This is a genomic window from Marinobacterium aestuariivivens (genome assembly GCF_042661465.1).
In the GTDB taxonomy this organism is placed as follows: domain Bacteria; phylum Pseudomonadota; class Gammaproteobacteria; order Pseudomonadales; family Balneatricaceae; genus Marinobacterium_A; species Marinobacterium_A aestuariivivens.
Genome location: NZ_JBHSWE010000001.1, coordinates 2,498,036 through 2,516,020, shown reverse-complemented (window position 1 = coordinate 2,516,020; position 17,985 = coordinate 2,498,036). Strand labels below are relative to the sequence as shown.

The following is a 17,985-nucleotide window of genomic DNA, read 5'->3' as shown; positions in this document are numbered from 1 at the left end:
TGACTGGCGAATCAGCTGTTGTTGAAAACCTGCTCGACCAGCGCCGCGAACTGGATGTCGCTTTGTGAAACGCCGGTCATGATCGAGCCGACGAGAAAGACCAGAACGATCACCATTATCAGATCCGGACCTTTTTTCATATGCCGCTGTCACCCTCGGGTTGAGTCTGTGCCTGGGAAGAATTTCCGGCGCCGGAGCTGAACACCCGGTAACCGATTGGCACGTAGTTTTCCAGATTGCGGGGGAATGCAACAGTTCCCGCTCACTTTTTCCACATTTATCGGCAGGTTATGTCACCTTCTTGAGTCCCGATTGCAGGGAATCGCCATTAGTGGATGATTTTGCTAAAAACAGTCTCCATAAAGAGACGGTTTCAACCGGACAGCCATCCCAGCATCAGCGGAATGGTCAGTACCGACAACAGGGTCTGACCCGTGATGATCGCCGCCATCATAGGCGCATCGCCACCGAGCTGACGCGCCAGGATATAGGCCGAGCTGGCCGTAGGCATGGTGGCGAACAGCACCAGCAGGGCACCGCTGAGCGGGTCCAGCGCCAGCAGCCAGACCAGCCCCAGCGCCAGCAACGGAAACAGCAGCAGCTTGATCGTCGATGCCGCCACCAGTGCCGGCCCCGCGCTTCGCAGGGCCCTCAGGCTCAGGCCGGCACCGACCGCCAGCAGCCCAAGCGGCAGCGCCATCTGCCCCAGCAACTCGGCCACCGGTCGCAACGGCAACGGCATGCCGAAACCGCTGTAGTTGAGCAGCATCCCGAGCAGACAGGCAAGAATCAGCGGATTGCGCAGCAGGTTGCGCAGCAGGGACCCGGGCCCCACCGTACCGCCGGCATGAAACGACAGCACCAGCACGCAGAGCACATTCAGCAGCGGAATCATGAAGGCGATAATGACTGCCGAGATCGCCAGCCCGCGGTCGCCATGAACCGCCGCAACCGTCGCCAGACCGACATAGGTGTTGAAGCGCATGCCACCCTGATAAAGCGACGTGAAGGACGGCCCGGCAAGACGCAGCAGCGGCCGTACCAGATAGCAGAGGGCCGTGCCGACCAGTAGCAGCAACAGTACCGCGGCACCGATGCCACCGACCGAAACGCCGGAAATATCGGCCTGACTGAGCCGCGAGACCAGCAGCACCGGGAAGAGCACGAAATAGGTGGCCTTCTCCGCCAGCGGCCAGAAAGCCTCTCCGGGAAAGTCGAAGCGCCGTGCCAGCACACCCAGTATCAGCAGCGCGAACACCGGCCACAGCATTCCCAGCATCGCGATCATAGTCTTCCCTAAACCCTCGATTCTCCGCGCCCGAAAGCACGCGACTTTGGATACCTGCGGTTGTCTCTGCGGAGCTTAAAGCGCAGCCTCCCTTGCACCCTGCCCGGAAAGCCGACAAACTCCGTTCGATATCAGAGTCGGGCACCGGTGACGCCGGTGGGGGACAGCCCGATTACCACCGGGGTTGCGCCTGTCGGCGCAGCCTCACCTTCTCAATCAGGAGAACAACTATGATGACATCTTTGGTGTTGACCGTCATCGGCCCGGACAAGCCCGGACTGGTGGAGCTTTTGTCCCAGACCATCGCGGACCATGGCGGCAACTGGCTGGAATCCGGCATGTCCCGGCTGGGTGGGAAATTTGCAGGCATCCTGATCGTCAGCATTTCGAGCGGGAACGCCGAGGCGCTTGAAAAGGCGCTCGCGGGGCTGCACGAAAAGGGCCTTAAAGTTACCGCCGAGCGCAGCGAAGAAGCGGCCGCTGCCGCCTCGCTGCAGCCGATCCAGCTCGACCTGGTCGGTCACGACAAGCCGGGCATCGTGCGAGAAATCGCCCAGGCCCTGGCGGCACGCCATATCAACGTCGAACGCCTGACCACCGAACTGACATCCGGCTCGATGTCCGGCGAAGAGCTGTTCCGGGCCCAGGCCAGTCTGCTGGCGCCATCCGATCTCAACCTCGACGAGCTGCAGCAGGCCCTCGAGGCCATCGCCAGCGACCTGATGGTGGATATCACGCTCAATGGAAAAGCGTGACGGGTGACAGGTTACGCGTAACGCTTAACCTGTCACCCGGTGCGGTTCGCTCCGCTCACCAGCACCCTACAGAGTTGGATAAAATGCAGGGTGCCGGTAAACGAAGTGCACCGCACCGAATCCCTCATTGCCCCAAGGTTTTACTCCGCGTCGTCGCGTCCGGCGAGCAGCTCACGGCCGCGTACGACCGCGGCACGCACCTGATCCGGCGCGGTGCCGCCGATGTGATTGCGCGCCGCAACCGAGCCTTCCAGCATCAGCACTTCGAAGACGTCCTCGCCGATGACATCGGAGAACTGCTGCAGTTCGACCAGGGTCATCTCGCTCAGATCCCGCTTCTCGGCGATACCAAAGGCCACGGACTTGCCGACGATCTCATGGGCATCGCGGAACGCCACGCCCTTGCGCACCAGGTAATCGGCCAGGTCCGTGGCGGTGGAGAAGCCGCGCATCGCCGCCGCGCGCATGTTGTCTGCCTTGGACTCCAGCGCCGGCACCATATCGGCAAAGGCGCGCAGACAGCCCTTGACGGTATCGATGGCATCGAACAGCGGCTCCTTGTCTTCCTGGTTGTCCTTGTTGTAGGCCAGCGGCTGGGATTTCATCAACGTCAGCAATGCCATCAGGTGCCCATAGACGCGACCGCTCTTGCCGCGCACCAGCTCCGGCACGTCCGGGTTCTTTTTCTGCGGCATGATCGACGAGCCGGTGCAGAAGCGATCCGGCAGGTTGATGAAGTCGAACTGGGCCGAGGTCCAGAGCACCAGCTCCTCGGACATCCGGGTCATGTGCATCAGCAGCACGCTGGCGGCGGCGCAGAACTCGATGGCGAAATCGCGATCGGAGACGGCATCGAGCGAGTTGCCGGCCGGCGCCGAGAAATTCAGCAGCTGGCAGGTGAGCTCGCGATCGATCGGATAGGTGGTGCCGGCCAGGGCCGCCGCGCCCAGTGGCATGATATTGACCCGCTTGCGGCAATCGACGAAGCGATCGTAGTCGCGGCTCAGCATCTCGAACCAGGCCATCAGGTGGTGGCCGAACGTCACCGGCTGAGCGGTCTGCAGATGGGTGAAACCCGGCATGATGGTATCGGCTTCGCGTTCGGCCACGCCCAGCAGGCCCTGCTGCAGGCGGCTGATCTCGGCCAGCACGCGATCGATCTCGTCACGCACGTAGAGACGGATATCGGTGGCCACCTGGTCGTTGCGCGAACGCCCGGTATGCAGCTTCTTGCCGGTAATGCCGATCTTCTTGGTCAGTGCCGCCTCGATGTTCATGTGCACGTCTTCCAGCTCGATCGACCACTCGAACTCGCCGCGCTCGATCTCGATGCGAATTTCGCCGAGACCGCGGATAATGTCGTCACGTTCCCTGTCGGTCAGCACCCCGGCCGCCGCCAGCATCCTCGCATGGGCGATCGAGCCCTGGATATCCTGCAGATACATGCGCTGGTCAAACTCGACCGAGGCGGTGAAACGGGCGACGAAAGCATCGGTCGGCTCGCTGAAGCGACCGCCCCACTGCTGGTTGGTTTTGTTGCTCATCGGGAAAACCTCTGACTGAAGCGACCCCGGGGCTGCCGCCCGGGCCATCGGGTACTGAAATTGCGCCGGATTATAGCATCTTTGCGACTTGTGACGGAGGCTTGATCCTTGTCGGTCCAGCTAGCGGGAGCAATCTGGTACAATTCGGTCAAATTCGCTTTCTGACCGCGGCATCGGTCAGCCGAAAGAGAGTCCGATGAATACAGACAAGATACGCATCGCCACGCGCAAGAGCCTGCTGGCTCTGTGGCAGGCCGAATACGTCAAGGCCGAACTGGAACGCCATCACCCCGGCATCGAAGTCGAACTGGTCGGTTTCACCACCCGCGGCGACAAGATCCTGGACACCCCGCTGGCCAAGGTCGGCGGCAAGGGGCTCTTCGTCAAGGAGCTGGAAACCGCCATGCTCGACGGTAGTGCCGATATCGCCGTGCACTCGATGAAGGACGTGCCGATGGAGTTCCCGGACGGCCTCGGTCTTGCCGTGATCTGCCCGCGGGAAAAGCCCACCGACGCCTTCGTCTCCAACCGCTACGACAGCCTCGATGCCCTGCCCGCCGGCGCCGTGGTCGGCACCTCCTCGCTGCGCCGCGAGTCGCAGCTGCGGGCCCGCCGGCCGGACCTGGAGGTACGCAGCCTGCGCGGCAATGTCCAGACCCGTTTGCGCAAGCTCGATGACGGCGAGTTCGATGCGATCATTCTCGCCACGGCGGGGCTTCTGCGACTCGAGCTGCAGGCGCGCATCCGCGCCGAAATCCCGGCCGAAATCAGCCTGCCCGCCGGCGGCCGGGTGCAGTCGGCATCGAGTGCCGACTCGACGACAGCCGCACCCGCGAGCTGCTGGCGCCACTGCACCATCAGCCCACGGCCCTGTGCGTCGAAGCGGAACGGGCGATGAACCGCCGCCTCGAAGGCGGTTGCCGGTCCCGATCGCCTGCTTCGCGCTGCTCAACGAAGCCCAGAACGAACTCTGGCTGCGTGGTCTGGTCGCCCGCCCGGACGGCACCCAGGTGCTGTACGACGAAGTCCGCGGCCTGCCGGCAGACGGCGAGGCCCTGGGCATCGGACTGGCCGAACGGCTGCTGGCCGCCGGCGCCGATCGCATTCTCGCCGACGTCTACGACCAGCATGACGGCTGAACGGCCACTCGCCGGGCAGCGGGTGCTGGTCACCCGCCCCCGTCACCAGGCCGCAGACCAGGCCGAAGAGCTGCGTCGTCTCGGTGCAGAGCCGGTACTGCTGCCACTGCTGGAGATAGAGCCGATCCCGCAAGACGATCCGGCCTTTGCCGCGGCGCGCCGCTGCGTGCTGGATCTGGATCTCTACCATGCGGTGATCTTCGTCAGCGCCAATGCCGCCCGCTTCGGCGCGGAACTGATCGACGACTACTGGCCACAGCTGCCGGTCGGCGTACACTGGCTGGCCATCGGCGCCAAAACCGCCGCTACCCTCGACGCCCATGGCATCCGGGCATATCACAGTACCGAAGGGTACGACTCCGAAGCCCTGCTGCGGGCCGAACCGCTGCAACAGGTGGCCGACAAGCGCATCCTGATCCTTCGCGGCGACAGCGGACGCGACACCCTTGCCAGCGAACTGCGTTCGCGCGGTGCCCGGGTCGACTATGCCAGCCTCTACCGGCGTGGCGCCCCGACGCCGGACCCGGCCCATCTCGAAAGTACTATTTATGCCCGCGCCTTATCCGCTATCCTGATCACCAGCGGCGAAAGCCTCACGAACCTGGTCCGGCTGGCAACCACGGGCACAACCTTGAACACCGGGCTGGCACGGCTGCAGCAGTGCCCCTGGTGGTACCGAGCCGGCGCATAGCGGCCCAGGCGGCCAGCGCTGGTTTCAAACGGATTCTTCTTGCCGGCGGCCCCGATGACCGGAATATGATCGGGGCGCTGTTGACTCAACACGACTCGGAACAAGACTGATGAGCGACACTGGGAACAAAAAGAGAGAAAATCGGGATCCCGAGATCATCGATGGCCAGGCGACCGAGGTGCCCTCCCCGGAAAGCGGCAAACCCGGCGCCAAAAACGCCAAATCCTCAAAAGACGCCAATGACAAGCCGCCGTCCACCTGGCCCGGCAAGGTCGCGCTGGTACTGTCCGTCGTCGCTCTCGGCGGCGGCGCTTACCTGGGCTGGCAGGGCTGGCAATGGCATAGCCAGACACAGCAAGCCCTGCAGCAGGTGGATCAGCAGGTCGACTCGACGCTGGCTGACAGCCGTTCCGCCATCAGCCGCGAGCTGGGCAGCGTCAAGCAACAGATGAGCACGCTCAGCAATCAGGCCCAGGCCGACAAGCAGAACATCGACCAGCTGCAGCAGCGCCTGACCCAGAGCATCCAGCAGGTGACGGCACAGCAGCAGACCAGCCGCAAGGACTGGCTGCTGGCCGAGGTCGAATACCTGCTGCGGCTGGCGAACCAGCGCGTGCTGATGGAGCAGACCGCCGACGGCGCCCTGAAACTGCTCAAGTCCGCCGACCAGATTCTCAAGGAGACCGACGACGTCTCCATCTATGAAGTGCGCAAGGCGCTTGCGGCCGATATCGCCGCCCTCGAAGCCGTACCGCGACTCGATACCGAAGGCGCCTTCCTTCAGCTCGGCGCCCTCAATGCCCAGGTCGACAACCTGCGGCTGATTCCGGTCACCGATCAGCGCGAATTGCCTAGCCTGCTCGAGGAGATCACGCCCGAAGGCGTATCCGAGTCCTGGAGCCAGGGCCTGGTCGCGTCCTGGCACAGCGCCATGACCAAGCTCGAACAGCTGGTCGTGGTGCAGCACCGCGACGAGCCGGTCGAACCGCTGCTGTCGCCGGAGCAGCATTTCTTTTTGCAACAGAACCTGCACCTGATGCTGGAGCAGGCCCAGCTTGCGCTACTGCAACGCAAGCAGAACGCCTTCGACAGCGCGCTGAACAAGGCCGAGAACTGGATCGATACCTATTTCGAGCCCCAGGACGCCACCACCAACGCCCTGCTGCGCGGCATCGCCGAACTCAGGCAGCTGCAGGTGGCGCCCGAAATGCCCGATATCTCCGGCTCCCTCAACAGCCTCAAGGATTACCTGCAGCAGATGACCAAGCTGAAGCAGGAAGGAGCCGCCTGACATGAAAAGACGTCTCCTGCTGTTACTGGTGATCCTGTTCGTCGGCGCCTGGGTCGGCGAAAAGATGGTGCAGGATCCGGGCTACGTCCTCGTCGCCTATGACAACACCACCGTCGAAACCAGCCTCTGGGTCCTGCTGGTGGTGGCGCTGGTCGGCTTCCTGCTGGCCCATCTGGCGCTGAACCTGCTGGCCCGGGCACGGATTCCGACTGCCCAGCTGCGCCACTGGAACGAGCGCCGGGCTCTGCGCAACGCCCACCGCAAGACACTCAAGGGGCTGAACGCCCTGGCCGATGGCCACTGGTGGAAAGCCCAGCGCTATCTCGGCCAGGCGGCGCCCCACGCCGAGCTGCCGCTGGTCAACTACCTTGCCGCCGCCCGCGCCGCCCATGAACAGGGTGACGAGAAAGGCGCCGACGACCTGCTCGAACAGGCCCGCAGCCAGGCGCCGGATGCCAGCATGGCGATCGAACTGGCACAGGCCCAGCTGCAGTTCGAGCGCGGCCAGTACGACGCATGCCGCAAGACCCTGGAGCCGCTGCGTCAGCGTTCGCCGAAACACACCCAGCTGCTGCGCCTGCAGCAGGACTGCCTGGTGCAGCTGAGCGACTGGCAGGCACTGAGTGAACTGCTGCCCGAATTGCGCAAACAGAAGGCTCTGCCGGAGGTGCGCCTGAACGAGCTGGAGCATCGCTGCTACAGCGAACTGCTGCAACGGGATCTGCAGCTGCCGGCCGAAACCGAGGACGCCACGCGCCTGCAGGCCCTCAACAAGACCTGGCAGTCGCTGCCGACGCGCCTGAACGGCGACGAGCCCCTGGTTTGCCAGTATGTGGCACAACTGGCGGCCCTCGGTGGAGAAGATCGTGCGGAGCCGGTGCTGCGCGAGCAGATCAACCGCAACTGGAGCGACGCTCTGGTGAACCTTTACGGTCGCCTGAAGAGCGAGCAGCCCCATAAGCAGCTCGAAAGCGCGAAGAAGTGGCTCAAGGACCACCCGGACAATGCCGAGCTGCTGCTGGCCCTGGGCCGACTGTCGATGCGCAACGAGCATTGGGGCAAGGCGGTCGATTATTTCGAGCAGAGCATCGCCCAGCGACCGTCCGCCGAAGCCTACGGCGAACTCTGTCGTCTGCTGCAGCACCTGGGCGAACACGACCGGGTGCTCGGCCTGCTGCAGGCGGGTATCGAAGCCTCCAGCAGCGGCCTGCCCAGCCTGCCGCTGCCCAGGGCCGAGATCGCCCAGAACGCCTGAGACGCCCAAGGACGGCGAACTCTGCGCTTTCTTGTGCCTCCAACCTACAGCACCTGGGCGAACACGACCGGGTGCTCGGCCTGCTGCAGGCGGGTATCGAAGCCTCCGGCAGCGGCCTGCCCAGCCTGCCGCTGCCCAGGGCCGAGATCGCCCAGAACGCCTGAATCGACAGGGCGCCACCTGGCGCCCCTGTTCTCTTGACCATACGCCTCCCAAAGCAGCCAGCCCCTCCGTGGCTTATACTTGCATCAGAGCTCAAACGGCAAATTGCCGAGGAGGCTGTGATGACTGTTTCCGCAACCCTCACCCACTATCTCGACCGCAAGACCACAAACTACGACCTGATCGAGCACGGCTACACCACCTCGGCCGTGGCATCGGCTCACGCTTCGCACCTGCCGCTGCGCGCAGTCGCCAAGGCTGTGGTGCTGCACGACCAGGACCATTACGTCATGGCGGTGATACCGGCGATGAACCGACTCGTCATCAGCGAGGTGGAGCAACTGCTGGGGCGACGCCTGGTACTGGCGAAGGAATCGGAACTGGGCCCGCTGTTCCGCGACTGCGAACCCGGCGCGATCCCGGCCCTGGGACAGCCCTTCGGGCTTGAACTGGTCTGGGACGATACCCTCGCGGGCGACCGCGACATCTATATCGAAGCCGGCGACCACCGCCACCTGGTACACCTGAGCCTCGACCAGTTCATGCAGCTGATGCACAACAAACTGCACGGCCCGATCAGCTGCGCCCCGGAAGAGGTCTGGGATCTGAACAGGTTGTAAAGTTCTTCGTAGGGTGGGTTAGGTGCGCATCCCGCCTTCATGTCGGCTTGCACCGGCTTGTGGGCGCACCGTAACCCACCCTACATTGCTACTTTTACGAAAGATTGAGCTTTTCCTGCACCTTGGCCGGTACCGGGCTGTAGTGATCGAACTCCAGTGTGAAGAGTGCCCGGCCCTGGGTGACCGAGCGCAGGTCGGTGGCGTAACCGAACATCTCGGCCAGCGGCACCATGCCCTGGATATCGTGGGTGCCGTCTGAGCGGGGTGAGGTACTGCGCACCTCGCAGCGGCGGGCATTGAGCTGCCCCAGCACATCACCGAGATTTTCTTGCGGCGTCACCACCTCGATTTTGCACACCGGCTCGAGCAGCCGCGGCCCCGCCCGCCTCGCCGCCTCGCGAAAGGCCTGGAAGCCGGCGTTCTTGAAGGCAAGCTCGCTGGAATCGACCGGATGGGTGGAGCCGTCGACCAGCACGACCTCGACATCGGTCATCTCCTGGCCACCGATCAGGCCTGACTGCGCCGCCTCCACGACCCCCTTCTGCACCGCCGGAATAAAGCCGGCCGGTATGACGCCCCCTTGATCTGCTGCGAGAAGACGACACCGGATCCGGGATCGCCCGGGCGCAGGTCGATAAAGACGTGGCCGTACTGACCGTGACCGCCGCTCTGGTGCACATAGCGCCCCTCGACCCGGCTGACGGGCTCGGTCACCGTTTCCCTGTAGGTGACCCGGGGCGCCCCGCTGCGCACCTTTACCTGATGCTCACGCTCGATGCGATTGATCAGGATCTCGAGATGCAGCTCGCCCATGCCCGACAATATGGTCTGACCACTGTCCTCGTCGACATGCACATGAAACGTCGGGTCCTCCTCCATCAGCTGATGCAGGGCACGGTCGAGTTCGTCCCGGTCGCGGGTGGCCACGGGCTCGATGGCGATATTGATGACCGGATCCGGGAACTGGATCGATTCGAGCACCAGAGGATGATCCAGAGCACAGAGCGTATCGCCGGTATGCGCCCCCTTGAGGCCGACCACTGCATCGATCTCACCGGCCGGCACGCTGTCGATATCCTCGCGACGGTCGGCGAAGACCCGCACCAGCCGACCGACCCTCAGCTTGCGTCCGAGCCGGGGATTGAATACCTGATCGCCACTCTTCAGCTGGCCGGAGTAAACCCGGACATAGGCCATCTGGCCGGCATAGGGATCGGTCACCGTCTTGAACACCAGGGCGCAGAGCGGTTCATCCAGGCGCAGCGGCCAGTGCTCCTCCTCGCCGGTCTGGGGGTGGTGGCCCACCACCTCCTTGCGATCCAGCGGCGAGGGCAGATAGTCGACCACCGCATCCAGCAGCGGCTGTATGCCGATATTGCGCAACGCCGCGCCACAGAGCACCGGGTAGAGTCGGTTGTCCAGCGTGGCCTGGCGCAACGCACCGCGCCACTCCTGGACATCGACCGGTTCCTCGCCCAGGTAGCGCTCCAGCAGCCCGTCGTCGGTCTCGCAGATCGCCTCCAGCAACTGCCGTCGCGCCGACTCGGCCCGTTCCCGCATCCCGTCCGGGATCGCCTCGCGCTCGGGCTCGGCGCCGAGATCATCGGGCCAGCGGATCAGCGCCATCTCGAACAGATCGATGACCCCGGCAAAGGCCTGCTCGGCGCCGGCCGGGATATTGACCGGTACCGGCTCGACATGGAGCCGTTCACGGATGGTCTGGAGAGCGTGATCGAAGTCGGCGCCGGTACGGTCCATCTTGTTGATGAAACAGATGCGCGGCACCCGGTAACGCCCCGCCTGACGCCAGACCGTCTCGCTCTGGGACTCGACGCCGTGTACGCCGTCGAACACCACAACGCCGCCATCGAGCACCCGCAGCGCCCGCTGCACCTCGGCGGTGAAATCGATGTGCCCGGGAGTATCGATGATATTGATCTGGTGATCGCGCCACTGGGTGGTGATGGCGGCCGAAACGATGGTGATGCCGCGTTCGCGCTCCTGTTCCATCCAGTCGGTGATCGTGGTGCCCTCGTCGACCGAACCGAGCTTGTGGGCGAAACCGCTGTAGAAGAGCATGCGCTCGGTGGCGGTGGTCTTGCCGGCATCGATATGGGCGATAATACCGATATTGCGGATTTTGTCAGGGTCGAAATGTCGCTTGTCCATGGTCCTGTCCCCCGCCTCGACGGGAAGCGTGCTGGCGATAGCTATAGCTTAGGGTACCGGCAACCGGAGCCTGTCGACGCTCAAAGACGATTATGTTCTAAGGGATAGACCGAACCATTATTTGAGATGCGCCCTCGCAAGCCGCTAACGACGCCGGCAGAAAACGGCTCCCTGCCATTCCGTCATGAAAAGCCTGACCACAGGCAGGAAGGCCTTCCGCGGGGCGGCCTTCCGCCATCCATGGCCTAGGCAGAAAATTGCTCCTGCCGTCTTGTTGCAAAAAGCCTGCTCACAGGCCATCCATGGCCTAGACTTAACTACAGGGAGTTTTGTCCCGACGGCACTGACCGGGCCAACCGATGGAGTGCGCTTTATGTCCGACCTAAACCACAGCCTTTACCAAGACTTTCCGCAGTATGCCGACCGCATCCGGCAGCTGAAACAGGAAGATGCGACCTTCGCCAGACTTGCCAGCGAATATCACAAGCTGGATCACAGCGTGCGCGGTCTCGAGATGCGCAATGTCCCTACCACCGATGAAAACTACGAACAGATGAAGTTGCGCCGGGTGCAGCTCAAGGACCAGATTCTGCGACTGTTGCAGTAACGCCAGGAAACCCTGTCACCGCTGCCGACCCGCCTGACATTCAGGCCCCGGACATTGCCGCCAAACACACGGAAGCCGCCCATGGGCGGCTTCCGTTCATGTACCGCCGGGGATGGCGGAAACCATTGCCACTTCCGATTATTGCTTCGCCGGGCGCGGGGCGTAGGCGAAAACATCGGAATGGAGTTGCGACTCCTGCATGCCATGGGCTTCGCAGGCATCCAGCAGTGCATAGACCATGGCCGGCGAACCGCTGGCATAGATATGGGTATCCTCGAAGTGGTCCAGGTCCTCGAGGATGGCCTGGGGCAGCGTGCCGAAACGGCCGATCCAGTCCGGACAGAGTTCCGGCTCGCTGACCACCGGTACGAAATGCACGTTGGCGTGCTCCCGCGCCCACTGTTCCGGCAATGCCAGGTGATAGAGATCCTGGGCGTTGCGGGCTCCCCAGTAGATACGGATCGGGTTCATCACCTGATTGGCGAGCAGGTGCTCGACCATGCTCTTGATCTGGGAAAAGCCGGTACTGGCCGCGGCGAACACCAGCCGGCTGCCGGGCGTAACGCTACGGGCATCGAGCCAGCAACCGCCCTTGGGGGCTTCGATGTCGACCCTTTCGTTCTGCTGCAGGTAATCCAGCACCGCACGGGACATCTCGCTGTCCGGCATCAGACGGATATGCAGTTCGACATCACGCCCCTGATCCGGCGCCGAGGCGATCGAAAAGGAAGCCTTGCGGCCGTTCGGCAGGCAGATATCCAGATACTGTCCGGCATGGAATGTCATCGCCTGGGATGCGGTGGCGGGCAGGTGCAGGCGAACGCGGTACACATCCCGGTTAAGCACCTCGACCGAGGCGATATCGCAGTTCAGTTTTTTCACGGCTACCTCTCCAGGGAGCTTCAATCCCTTAATCTTTACACTTATATCGGTCAGCGGCACGCTGGTGCAGGCCAGTGCCAGCGACGGCTTGCACGGATCGCCGTCGAGCAGCCGCTGCGGATAGCGCTGTTGCAACTGCCCCTGCAGCAGACTGATTTCACAGATCTCGCATACGCCGTTGCGACAGCTGCGGCGCATGCGCAAGCCTTCACGCTCCAGCGCCTCCAGCAGCGTCTCGCCCGGCAGTGCCTCGACCTCAAGCCCTCGGTCGTCGAGCCGGATGCGCCGGGACTCAGCGGTCATCGAGGATGCCAAGGCTATCCCAGATCTCGTCGACACGGGCCTTGACCTCGTCGTCCATCTGGATCGGCACGCCCCACTCGCGGCTGGTCTCGCCCGGCCACTTATTGGTCGCGTCCATGCCCATCTTGGAACCGAGCCCCGAGACCGGCGATGCGAAGTCGAGATAGTCGATCGGCGTATTGTCGATCATCACCGTATCGCGCTGAGGGTCCATCCGGGTCGTGATCGCCCAGATCACGTCGTTCCAGTCCCGTGCATTGACGTCATCGTCGCAGACAATCACGAACTTGGTGTACATGAACTGGCGCAGGAAAGACCAGACCCCGAGCATCACCCGCTTGGCATGCCCCGGATACTGCTTTTTCATCGTCACCACGGCCATGCGGTAGGAGCAGCCTTCCGGTGGCAGATAGAAGTCGACAATCTCCGGGAACTGCTTCTGCAGGATCGGCACAAACACCTCGTTCAGCGCCACGCCAAGAATGGCGGGCTCGTCCGGCGGCCGGCCGGTATAGGTGCTGTGATAGATCGGCCGGTTGCGGTGGGTAATTCGCTCGACGGTAAAGACCGGAAAGCGGTCCACTTCATTATAGTAGCCGGTATGGTCGCCGAAGGGCCCTCGTCAGCCATCTCGTCGGGATGGATATGGCCCTCGAGGATGAACTCGGCGCTGGCCGGCACCTGCAGGTCGCTCCCCAGGCACTTCACCACTTCGGTCTTGCCCCCGCGCAGCAGTCCGGCGAAGGCATATTCCGACAGCGTATCGGGTACCGGTGTCACGGCGCCGAGTATGGTGGCGGGGTCTGCGCCCAGTGCCACCGCAACGGGGAAGGGCTCGCCCGGATGCTGTTCCTTCCACTCGCGAAAATCCAGCGCGCCGCCGCGATGGGCCAGCCAGCGCATGATCAGCTTGTTGCGCCCGACCAGCTGCTGGCGGTAGATGCCGAGGTTCTGACGCGGCTTGCTCGGCCCGCGCGTGATCACCAGCGGCCAGGTCACCAGCGGCCCCGCATCGCCGGGCCAGCAGGTCTGGATCGGCAGCTTGTAGAGATCGACATCCTGCCCTTCGATCACATGGGTCTGGCAGGGCGCGGATTTCACCACCTTCGGCCCCATGTTCAGCACCTGCCGGAAGATCGGCAGCTTCTCCCAGGCGTCTTTCATGCCGCGCGGCGGTTCCGGTTCCTTCAGCTGAGCCAGCAGTTTACCGACGTCACGCAGTGCCGCGACCGATTCCTCGCCCATCCCGAGCGCCACCCTCTCCGGGGTGCCGAACAGGTTGGCCAGTACCGGATGGTCATAGCCCTGGGGTTCTCGAACAGCAGTGCGGGACCTGCGGCACGCAGCGTGCGGTCGCAGATCTCGGTCATCTCGAGTTTCGGGTCGATCGGCTGCTTGATGCGCTTGAGTTCGCCACGCGCTTCCAGCATGGCGATAAAGTCGCGTAGATCCTTGTATTTCGGTGAGGACATAGATGTTGGCACGCCGCCCTGCGGCATTTCCGGTTACGGGTTACGGGTTACGGGTTACGGGTTACGGAACGAATCGGATTACCGGCTGGACGTCACCTGCCACGTGTTAGGCGCCTCGCCTTATAAAAAAGGGCAAGCAGATGCTTACCCTTTTTCGCTGTCGCTCAAACCAATCAGGCGCGCTTCATCGACAGGAAGAACTCGTTGTTGGTCTTGAAGTCCTTCAGCTTGTCGATCACGAACTCGGTGGCGGCGGTATCTTCCATCGGGTCGAGCAGACGGCGCAGAATCCACATGCGCTGCATTTCGTCCTCGGTCGCCAGCAGATCCTCGCGACGGGTGCCGGAGCGGCGGATGTTGATGGCCGGGAAGATGCGTTTCTCGGCCACGCGGCGATCCAGGTGCACCTCGGAGTTACCGGTACCCTTGAATTCCTCGTATATCACCTCGTCCATCTTCGAACCGGTATCGACCAGCGCGGTGGCGATGATGGTCAGGCTTCCGCCTTCCTCGATATTACGGGCCGCACCGAAGAAGCGCTTCGGCCGCTCCAGCGCATGGGCGTCGACACCACCGGTCAGCACCTTGCCGGACGACGGGATCACGGTATTGTAGGCGCGGGCCAGACGGGTGATGGAGTCGAGAAGAATGACGACATCCTTCTTGTGCTCGGTCAGGCGCTTGGCTTTTTCCAGCACCATTTCCGCGACCTGGACATGACGCGAGGGCGGTTCGTCAAACGTCGAGGCCACCACTTCGCCGCGCACGGTGCGCTGCATTTCGGTGACTTCCTCGGGACGTTCGTCGATCAGCAGCACGATCAGATGGCAGTCCGGGCTGTTGCGGGTGATGCTGTTGGCGATGTTCTGCAGCATCAGCGTCTTGCCCGCTTTCGGCGGCGACACGATCAGAGCGCGCTGCCCCTTGCCCATCGGACAGACCAGATCGATAACGCGGGCGGTCAGATCCTCGGTGCTGCCGTTGCCGATCTCCATGCGCAGGCGCTGTTGCGGGAACAGCGGCGTCAGGTTCTCGAACAGGATCTTGTTCTTCGCGTTTTCCGGCTTGTCGTAATTGATCTCGTTGACTTTCAGCAGCGCAAAATAGCGCTCGCCATCCTTCGGCGGTCGAATCTTACCGGAAATGGTATCGCCAGTGCGGAGGTTGAAACGGCGGATCTGGCTGGGAGAAACGTAGATGTCGTCGGGACCGGCGAGGTATGAGGAGTCAGCAGAGCGGAGGAAACCGAAGCCGTCCTGCAATATTTCCAGAACGCCGTCGCCGTAGATATCTTCGCCGCCCTTGGAGTGCCGCTTCAGAATAGCGAAGATTACATCCTGTTTGCGGGAGCGGGCAAGGTTGTCCATTCCCATGTCTTTCGCGATTTCCAGAAGCTCCGGAACGCTTTTTGTTTTCAGCTCGGTAAGATTCATATGCTTTGGAAAAGGGGGTCGTGAAGACCGGTTAGGGTGGAAAACGGGAGAAAATCAGGAATCGGTGTTAATCACCGGGATGCGTAGCTTGTCAGGGAGGGACGACAAGCACCCGGCAGTCGCAGTCAATATAAAGGCTTGAATCGCGGCTGTCCAGACTGGAGGGAAAGAAAATGCCCAGGGGTTCAGGGTCAGTTTCCTTCCCTCCGGATCCTGAATCAGAGATTGGCGTCGATGAAGGCGGCCAACTGGGACTTGGAAAGCGCACCGACCTTGGTGGCTTCGACATTGCCACCCTTGAACAGCATCAGCGTCGGAATACCCCGGATACCGAACTTCGGCGGCGTTTCGTTGTTTTCGTCGATATTGAGCTTGCAGACCTTCAGCTTGCCTTCGTAATCCTTGGCAATCTCTTCCAGTACCGGCGCGATCATCTTGCAGGGGCCGCACCACTCAGCCCAGTAATCGACCAGCACCGCGCTCTCGGCTTTGAGCACTTCCTCTTCGAAAGATGCATCGGTGACATTAACGATGTTTTCGCTCATTGGGTTCTTTCTCCAAACACGCGGGGTGTTCTGATTAGCGCTTTTTGTGGAAATCGAGAGTCTGTATCCCCCCGTCAGACGGGCAAACAGTACCACGATCTCTTCAACTGGAGGACGATGATACCACTGCGTCCAAAAAAGTGAACTCCCTGGTCAATCCGCAACCACCCGGTCAACGGAGACGGGCATGGCCGTGCGGTGATTTAGTCCCCGACAACCAACGAAATGCGGATTTTTCTGTTAACCTAGGGCGCACAGAAAAATGGCATGGAAGACGCCGTCAAGATGAACAGCGCCCGTTCTCAGGCTTCACCGGAGCAGGAACCTGCCGTACTGGCAGCGATCGACCTTGGCTCCAACAGCTTTCATATGGTGGTTGGACAACTTCTCGATGGCGAGTTCAAGCGACTGGACGTGATGTCCGAAAAGGTACAGCTCGCCGCAGGCCTGGATGAGGACAAGAGACTCAGCGAAGCCGCGCAGCAACGCGGGCTCGAGTGCCTGTCGCGTTTTGCCCAGCGGGTCCGGGACCTGCCGCGGCAGGCGATCCGCATCGTCGGAACCAATGCGCTGCGCGAGGCGGTCAACAGTCGCGAGTTTCTCGAGCGGGCCGAAGAGGTGCTGAACACACCGCTGGAGGTCATTTCCGGCCGCGAGGAAGCGCGCCTGATCTACCTCGGGGTATCCCAGTCGCTACCGCCGATCGACGGTCAGCGCCTGGTCATCGACATCGGCGGCGGCAGCACCGAATTCATCATCGGCCGACAGATCGAGCCGCGCGAGCTCGAAAGCCTCGAAATGGGTTGCGTCAGCTTTACCCAGCGCTACTTTGCCGACGGCGTCATCAGCGACAGCGCCTTCCAGAAAGCGACCTATGCGGCTCTGCGCGAGCTGCTGTCGATACAGAAAAGCTACCGGCGCAGCGGCTGGTCCAGTTGCGTCGGCTCGTCGGGCACCATCAAGGCGATTCGCAACGCCTGCGTTACGCTGGGCTTCAGCGAGGAAGCGATCAGCGCCCAGGCGCTGCAGAAGCTGCGCCTGCGCATCCTCGCCTATCGCCATGTCGACGAGATCACCGAGGTCAAACCGGAGCGCCGCGCCGTGCTCCCGGCGGGACTGGCCATCCTCTGCGCCGCCTTTGACTCCTGGGCATTCACGAGATGGGGTATTCCGACGGCGCACTGCGCGAAGGCCTGCTGCACGAGATGGTCGGCCGGCTGCATCGGGAGGATATTCGCGAGCACAGCCTCGAAGCCCTGACACGTCGTTACCATGTCGACCGGCAGCAGGCCGAACGCGTCGAGCGCACGGCACTGCAGGCTCTGGACCAGCTTGAGCAGGCCTGGAAACTGGACCAGCCCCATCATCGTCAGATGCTGCGCTGGGCCGCCGAAACCCACGAGATAGGCCTGTCCCTCTCCCACTCCCAGTATCACAAGCACAGCGCCTACCTGCTGCAGAACTCCGACATTTCCGGCTTCACCAATCTCGACAAGCAGCAGCTGGCCCTGCTGGTGCGCAGTCACCGCCGCAAGATTCCGAAAGAGGAGTTCAAGCTGCTGCCCAAGACCAAGCAGGAAACATGTCGCCGGCTGGCCGTACTGCTGCGTCTGGCCGCCCTGCTGCACAGAAATCGCAGCCGCGCCCGACTGCCGGAGTTCCGCCTCGAGTACGCCTCGAAACGGCTCTACCTGAGCTTCCCCCGCGGCTGGCTCGAGCAGCACCCGCTGACCAAGGCCGACCTGGAGCAGGAAGCCGAATACCTGAAGGCGTTCGGCCTGAAGCTGCAGGTGGCGTAGGGTGGAATAAGGACCGAAGGGACGAATTCC

At 62.7% G+C, this 17,985-nt stretch carries 14 protein-coding genes and 3 pseudogenes; 9 read left to right on the top strand and 8 right to left on the bottom strand.

The window, feature by feature from the left end; translation table 11 throughout:
- Positions 1-11 precede the first annotated feature (11 nt).
- Together ACFQDL_RS12985 and ACFQDL_RS12980 are read right to left on the bottom strand one after the other, a co-directional pair.
- Entirely contained in the window at positions 12-140 is a 129-nt protein-coding gene (locus ACFQDL_RS12985) for a hypothetical protein (protein WP_379909383.1), read from the bottom strand.
- A 233-nt stretch (positions 141-373) separates the two neighbouring features.
- Positions 374-1,288, bottom strand: a complete 915-nt coding sequence (locus ACFQDL_RS12980) for an AEC family transporter (protein ID WP_379909382.1) — start codon at positions 1,286-1,288, stop codon at positions 374-376.
- 230 nt (positions 1,289-1,518) lie between these two features.
- Between ACFQDL_RS12980 and ACFQDL_RS12975 the strand changes: the two genes are divergently transcribed.
- The gene (locus ACFQDL_RS12975) at positions 1,519-2,043 is read left to right on the top strand and encodes a glycine cleavage system transcriptional repressor (RefSeq protein ID WP_379909381.1); all 525 of its coding nucleotides are present in this window, start codon (positions 1,519-1,521) and stop codon (positions 2,041-2,043) included.
- 140 nt (positions 2,044-2,183) lie between these two features.
- Here the strand turns inward: ACFQDL_RS12975 and argH are convergent, their stop codons facing one another.
- Positions 2,184-3,587 carry an argininosuccinate lyase gene (gene argH, locus ACFQDL_RS12970; protein WP_379909380.1) on the bottom strand — a complete coding sequence of 468 codons (1,404 nt, stop codon included), beginning with the start codon at positions 3,585-3,587 and terminating at the stop codon, positions 2,184-2,186.
- 196 nt (positions 3,588-3,783) lie between these two features.
- Between argH and hemC the strand changes: the two are divergent.
- The 5 genes and pseudogenes from hemC to ACFQDL_RS12945 all read left to right on the top strand — a co-directional run bounded on the left by hemC (position 3,784) and on the right by ACFQDL_RS12945 (position 8,745).
- Positions 3,784-4,726, top strand: a pseudogene (gene hemC, locus ACFQDL_RS12965) (hydroxymethylbilane synthase).
- A complete protein-coding gene (locus ACFQDL_RS12960; protein ID WP_379909379.1) occupies positions 4,716-5,417 on the top strand; it encodes a uroporphyrinogen-III synthase in 702 nt (233 codons plus the stop codon). The pseudogene hemC and the gene ACFQDL_RS12960 overlap by 11 nt, the downstream one beginning before the upstream one ends.
- 109 nt (positions 5,418-5,526) lie before the next feature.
- Positions 5,527-6,708 carry a uroporphyrinogen-III C-methyltransferase gene (locus ACFQDL_RS12955; RefSeq protein ID WP_379909378.1) on the top strand — a complete coding sequence of 394 codons (1,182 nt, stop codon included), beginning with the start codon at positions 5,527-5,529 and terminating at the stop codon, positions 6,706-6,708.
- A gap of 1 nt (position 6,709) precedes the next feature.
- Positions 6,710-7,963 (top strand): heme biosynthesis protein HemY, encoded by a 1,254-nt coding sequence (locus ACFQDL_RS12950; RefSeq protein ID WP_379909377.1) that lies wholly within the window; start codon positions 6,710-6,712, stop codon positions 7,961-7,963.
- A gap of 284 nt (positions 7,964-8,247) precedes the next feature.
- On the top strand, positions 8,248-8,745 hold the full coding sequence (locus ACFQDL_RS12945) for an aminoacyl-tRNA deacylase (RefSeq protein WP_379909376.1): 498 nt from the start codon (positions 8,248-8,250) through the stop codon (positions 8,743-8,745).
- Positions 8,746-8,839: 94 nt separating this feature from the next.
- On the opposite strand, the pseudogene fusA reads toward ACFQDL_RS12945, so the two are convergent.
- A pseudogene (fusA, locus tag ACFQDL_RS12940) lies at positions 8,840-10,914 on the bottom strand (elongation factor G).
- Between the two features lie 373 nt (positions 10,915-11,287).
- Here fusA and ACFQDL_RS12935 point away from each other — a divergent pair.
- Complete coding sequence (locus ACFQDL_RS12935) at positions 11,288-11,521, top strand: YdcH family protein (protein ID WP_379909375.1); 234 nt, start codon at positions 11,288-11,290, stop codon at positions 11,519-11,521.
- A 138-nt stretch (positions 11,522-11,659) separates the two neighbouring features.
- Here ACFQDL_RS12935 and ACFQDL_RS12930 read toward each other — a convergent pair whose 3' ends face one another.
- The 4 genes and pseudogenes from ACFQDL_RS12930 to trxA form a co-directional block, all read right to left on the bottom strand.
- On the bottom strand, positions 11,660-12,706 hold the full coding sequence (locus ACFQDL_RS12930) for a 2Fe-2S iron-sulfur cluster-binding protein (protein ID WP_379909373.1): 1,047 nt from the start codon (positions 12,704-12,706) through the stop codon (positions 11,660-11,662).
- Positions 12,696-14,178 (bottom strand): annotated as a pseudogene (ubiD, locus tag ACFQDL_RS12925) (4-hydroxy-3-polyprenylbenzoate decarboxylase). The gene ACFQDL_RS12930 and the pseudogene ubiD overlap by 11 nt, the downstream one beginning before the upstream one ends.
- A gap of 173 nt (positions 14,179-14,351) precedes the next feature.
- On the bottom strand, positions 14,352-15,611 hold the full coding sequence (rho, locus tag ACFQDL_RS12920; protein WP_379909372.1) for a transcription termination factor Rho: 1,260 nt from the start codon (positions 15,609-15,611) through the stop codon (positions 14,352-14,354).
- A gap of 218 nt (positions 15,612-15,829) precedes the next feature.
- Complete coding sequence (trxA, locus tag ACFQDL_RS12915) at positions 15,830-16,156, bottom strand: thioredoxin TrxA (protein ID WP_188862582.1); 327 nt, start codon at positions 16,154-16,156, stop codon at positions 15,830-15,832.
- Positions 16,157-16,423: 267 nt separating this feature from the next.
- Here trxA and ACFQDL_RS12910 point away from each other — a divergent pair, with 267 nt between their 5' ends.
- Together ACFQDL_RS12910 and ACFQDL_RS12905 are read left to right on the top strand one after the other, a co-directional pair.
- Complete coding sequence (locus ACFQDL_RS12910; protein WP_379909371.1) at positions 16,424-17,416, top strand: Ppx/GppA phosphatase family protein; 993 nt, start codon at positions 16,424-16,426, stop codon at positions 17,414-17,416.
- Complete coding sequence (locus ACFQDL_RS12905) at positions 17,317-17,955, top strand: hypothetical protein (RefSeq protein ID WP_379909370.1); 639 nt, start codon at positions 17,317-17,319, stop codon at positions 17,953-17,955. Before ACFQDL_RS12910 ends, ACFQDL_RS12905 begins: the two co-directional genes overlap by 100 nt.
- Positions 17,956-17,985: the final 30 nt, after the last annotated feature.

What these genes read in the sequence shown, in the direction of transcription:
- ACFQDL_RS12985 (WP_379909383.1), bottom strand. Translation starts at nt 140, where the DNA reads ATGAAAAAAGGTCCGGATCTGATAATGGTGATCGTTCTGGTCTTTCTC.
- ACFQDL_RS12980 (WP_379909382.1), bottom strand. Translation starts at nt 1,288, where the DNA reads ATGATCGCGATGCTGGGAATGCTGTGGCCGGTGTTCGCGCTGCTGATA.
- ACFQDL_RS12975 (WP_379909381.1), top strand. Translation starts at nt 1,519, where the DNA reads ATGATGACATCTTTGGTGTTGACCGTCATCGGCCCGGACAAGCCCGGA.
- argH (WP_379909380.1), bottom strand. Translation starts at nt 3,587, where the DNA reads ATGAGCAACAAAACCAACCAGCAGTGGGGCGGTCGCTTCAGCGAGCCG.
- ACFQDL_RS12960 (WP_379909379.1), top strand. Translation starts at nt 4,716, where the DNA reads ATGACGGCTGAACGGCCACTCGCCGGGCAGCGGGTGCTGGTCACCCGC.
- ACFQDL_RS12955 (WP_379909378.1), top strand. Translation starts at nt 5,527, where the DNA reads ATGAGCGACACTGGGAACAAAAAGAGAGAAAATCGGGATCCCGAGATC.
- ACFQDL_RS12950 (WP_379909377.1), top strand. Translation starts at nt 6,710, where the DNA reads ATGAAAAGACGTCTCCTGCTGTTACTGGTGATCCTGTTCGTCGGCGCC.
- ACFQDL_RS12945 (WP_379909376.1), top strand. Translation starts at nt 8,248, where the DNA reads ATGACTGTTTCCGCAACCCTCACCCACTATCTCGACCGCAAGACCACA.
- ACFQDL_RS12935 (WP_379909375.1), top strand. Translation starts at nt 11,288, where the DNA reads ATGTCCGACCTAAACCACAGCCTTTACCAAGACTTTCCGCAGTATGCC.
- ACFQDL_RS12930 (WP_379909373.1), bottom strand. Translation starts at nt 12,706, where the DNA reads ATGACCGCTGAGTCCCGGCGCATCCGGCTCGACGACCGAGGGCTTGAG.
- rho (WP_379909372.1), bottom strand. Translation starts at nt 15,611, where the DNA reads ATGAATCTTACCGAGCTGAAAACAAAAAGCGTTCCGGAGCTTCTGGAA.
- trxA (WP_188862582.1), bottom strand. Translation starts at nt 16,156, where the DNA reads ATGAGCGAAAACATCGTTAATGTCACCGATGCATCTTTCGAAGAGGAA.
- ACFQDL_RS12910 (WP_379909371.1), top strand. Translation starts at nt 16,424, where the DNA reads ATGGAAGACGCCGTCAAGATGAACAGCGCCCGTTCTCAGGCTTCACCG.
- ACFQDL_RS12905 (WP_379909370.1), top strand. Translation starts at nt 17,317, where the DNA reads ATGGGGTATTCCGACGGCGCACTGCGCGAAGGCCTGCTGCACGAGATG.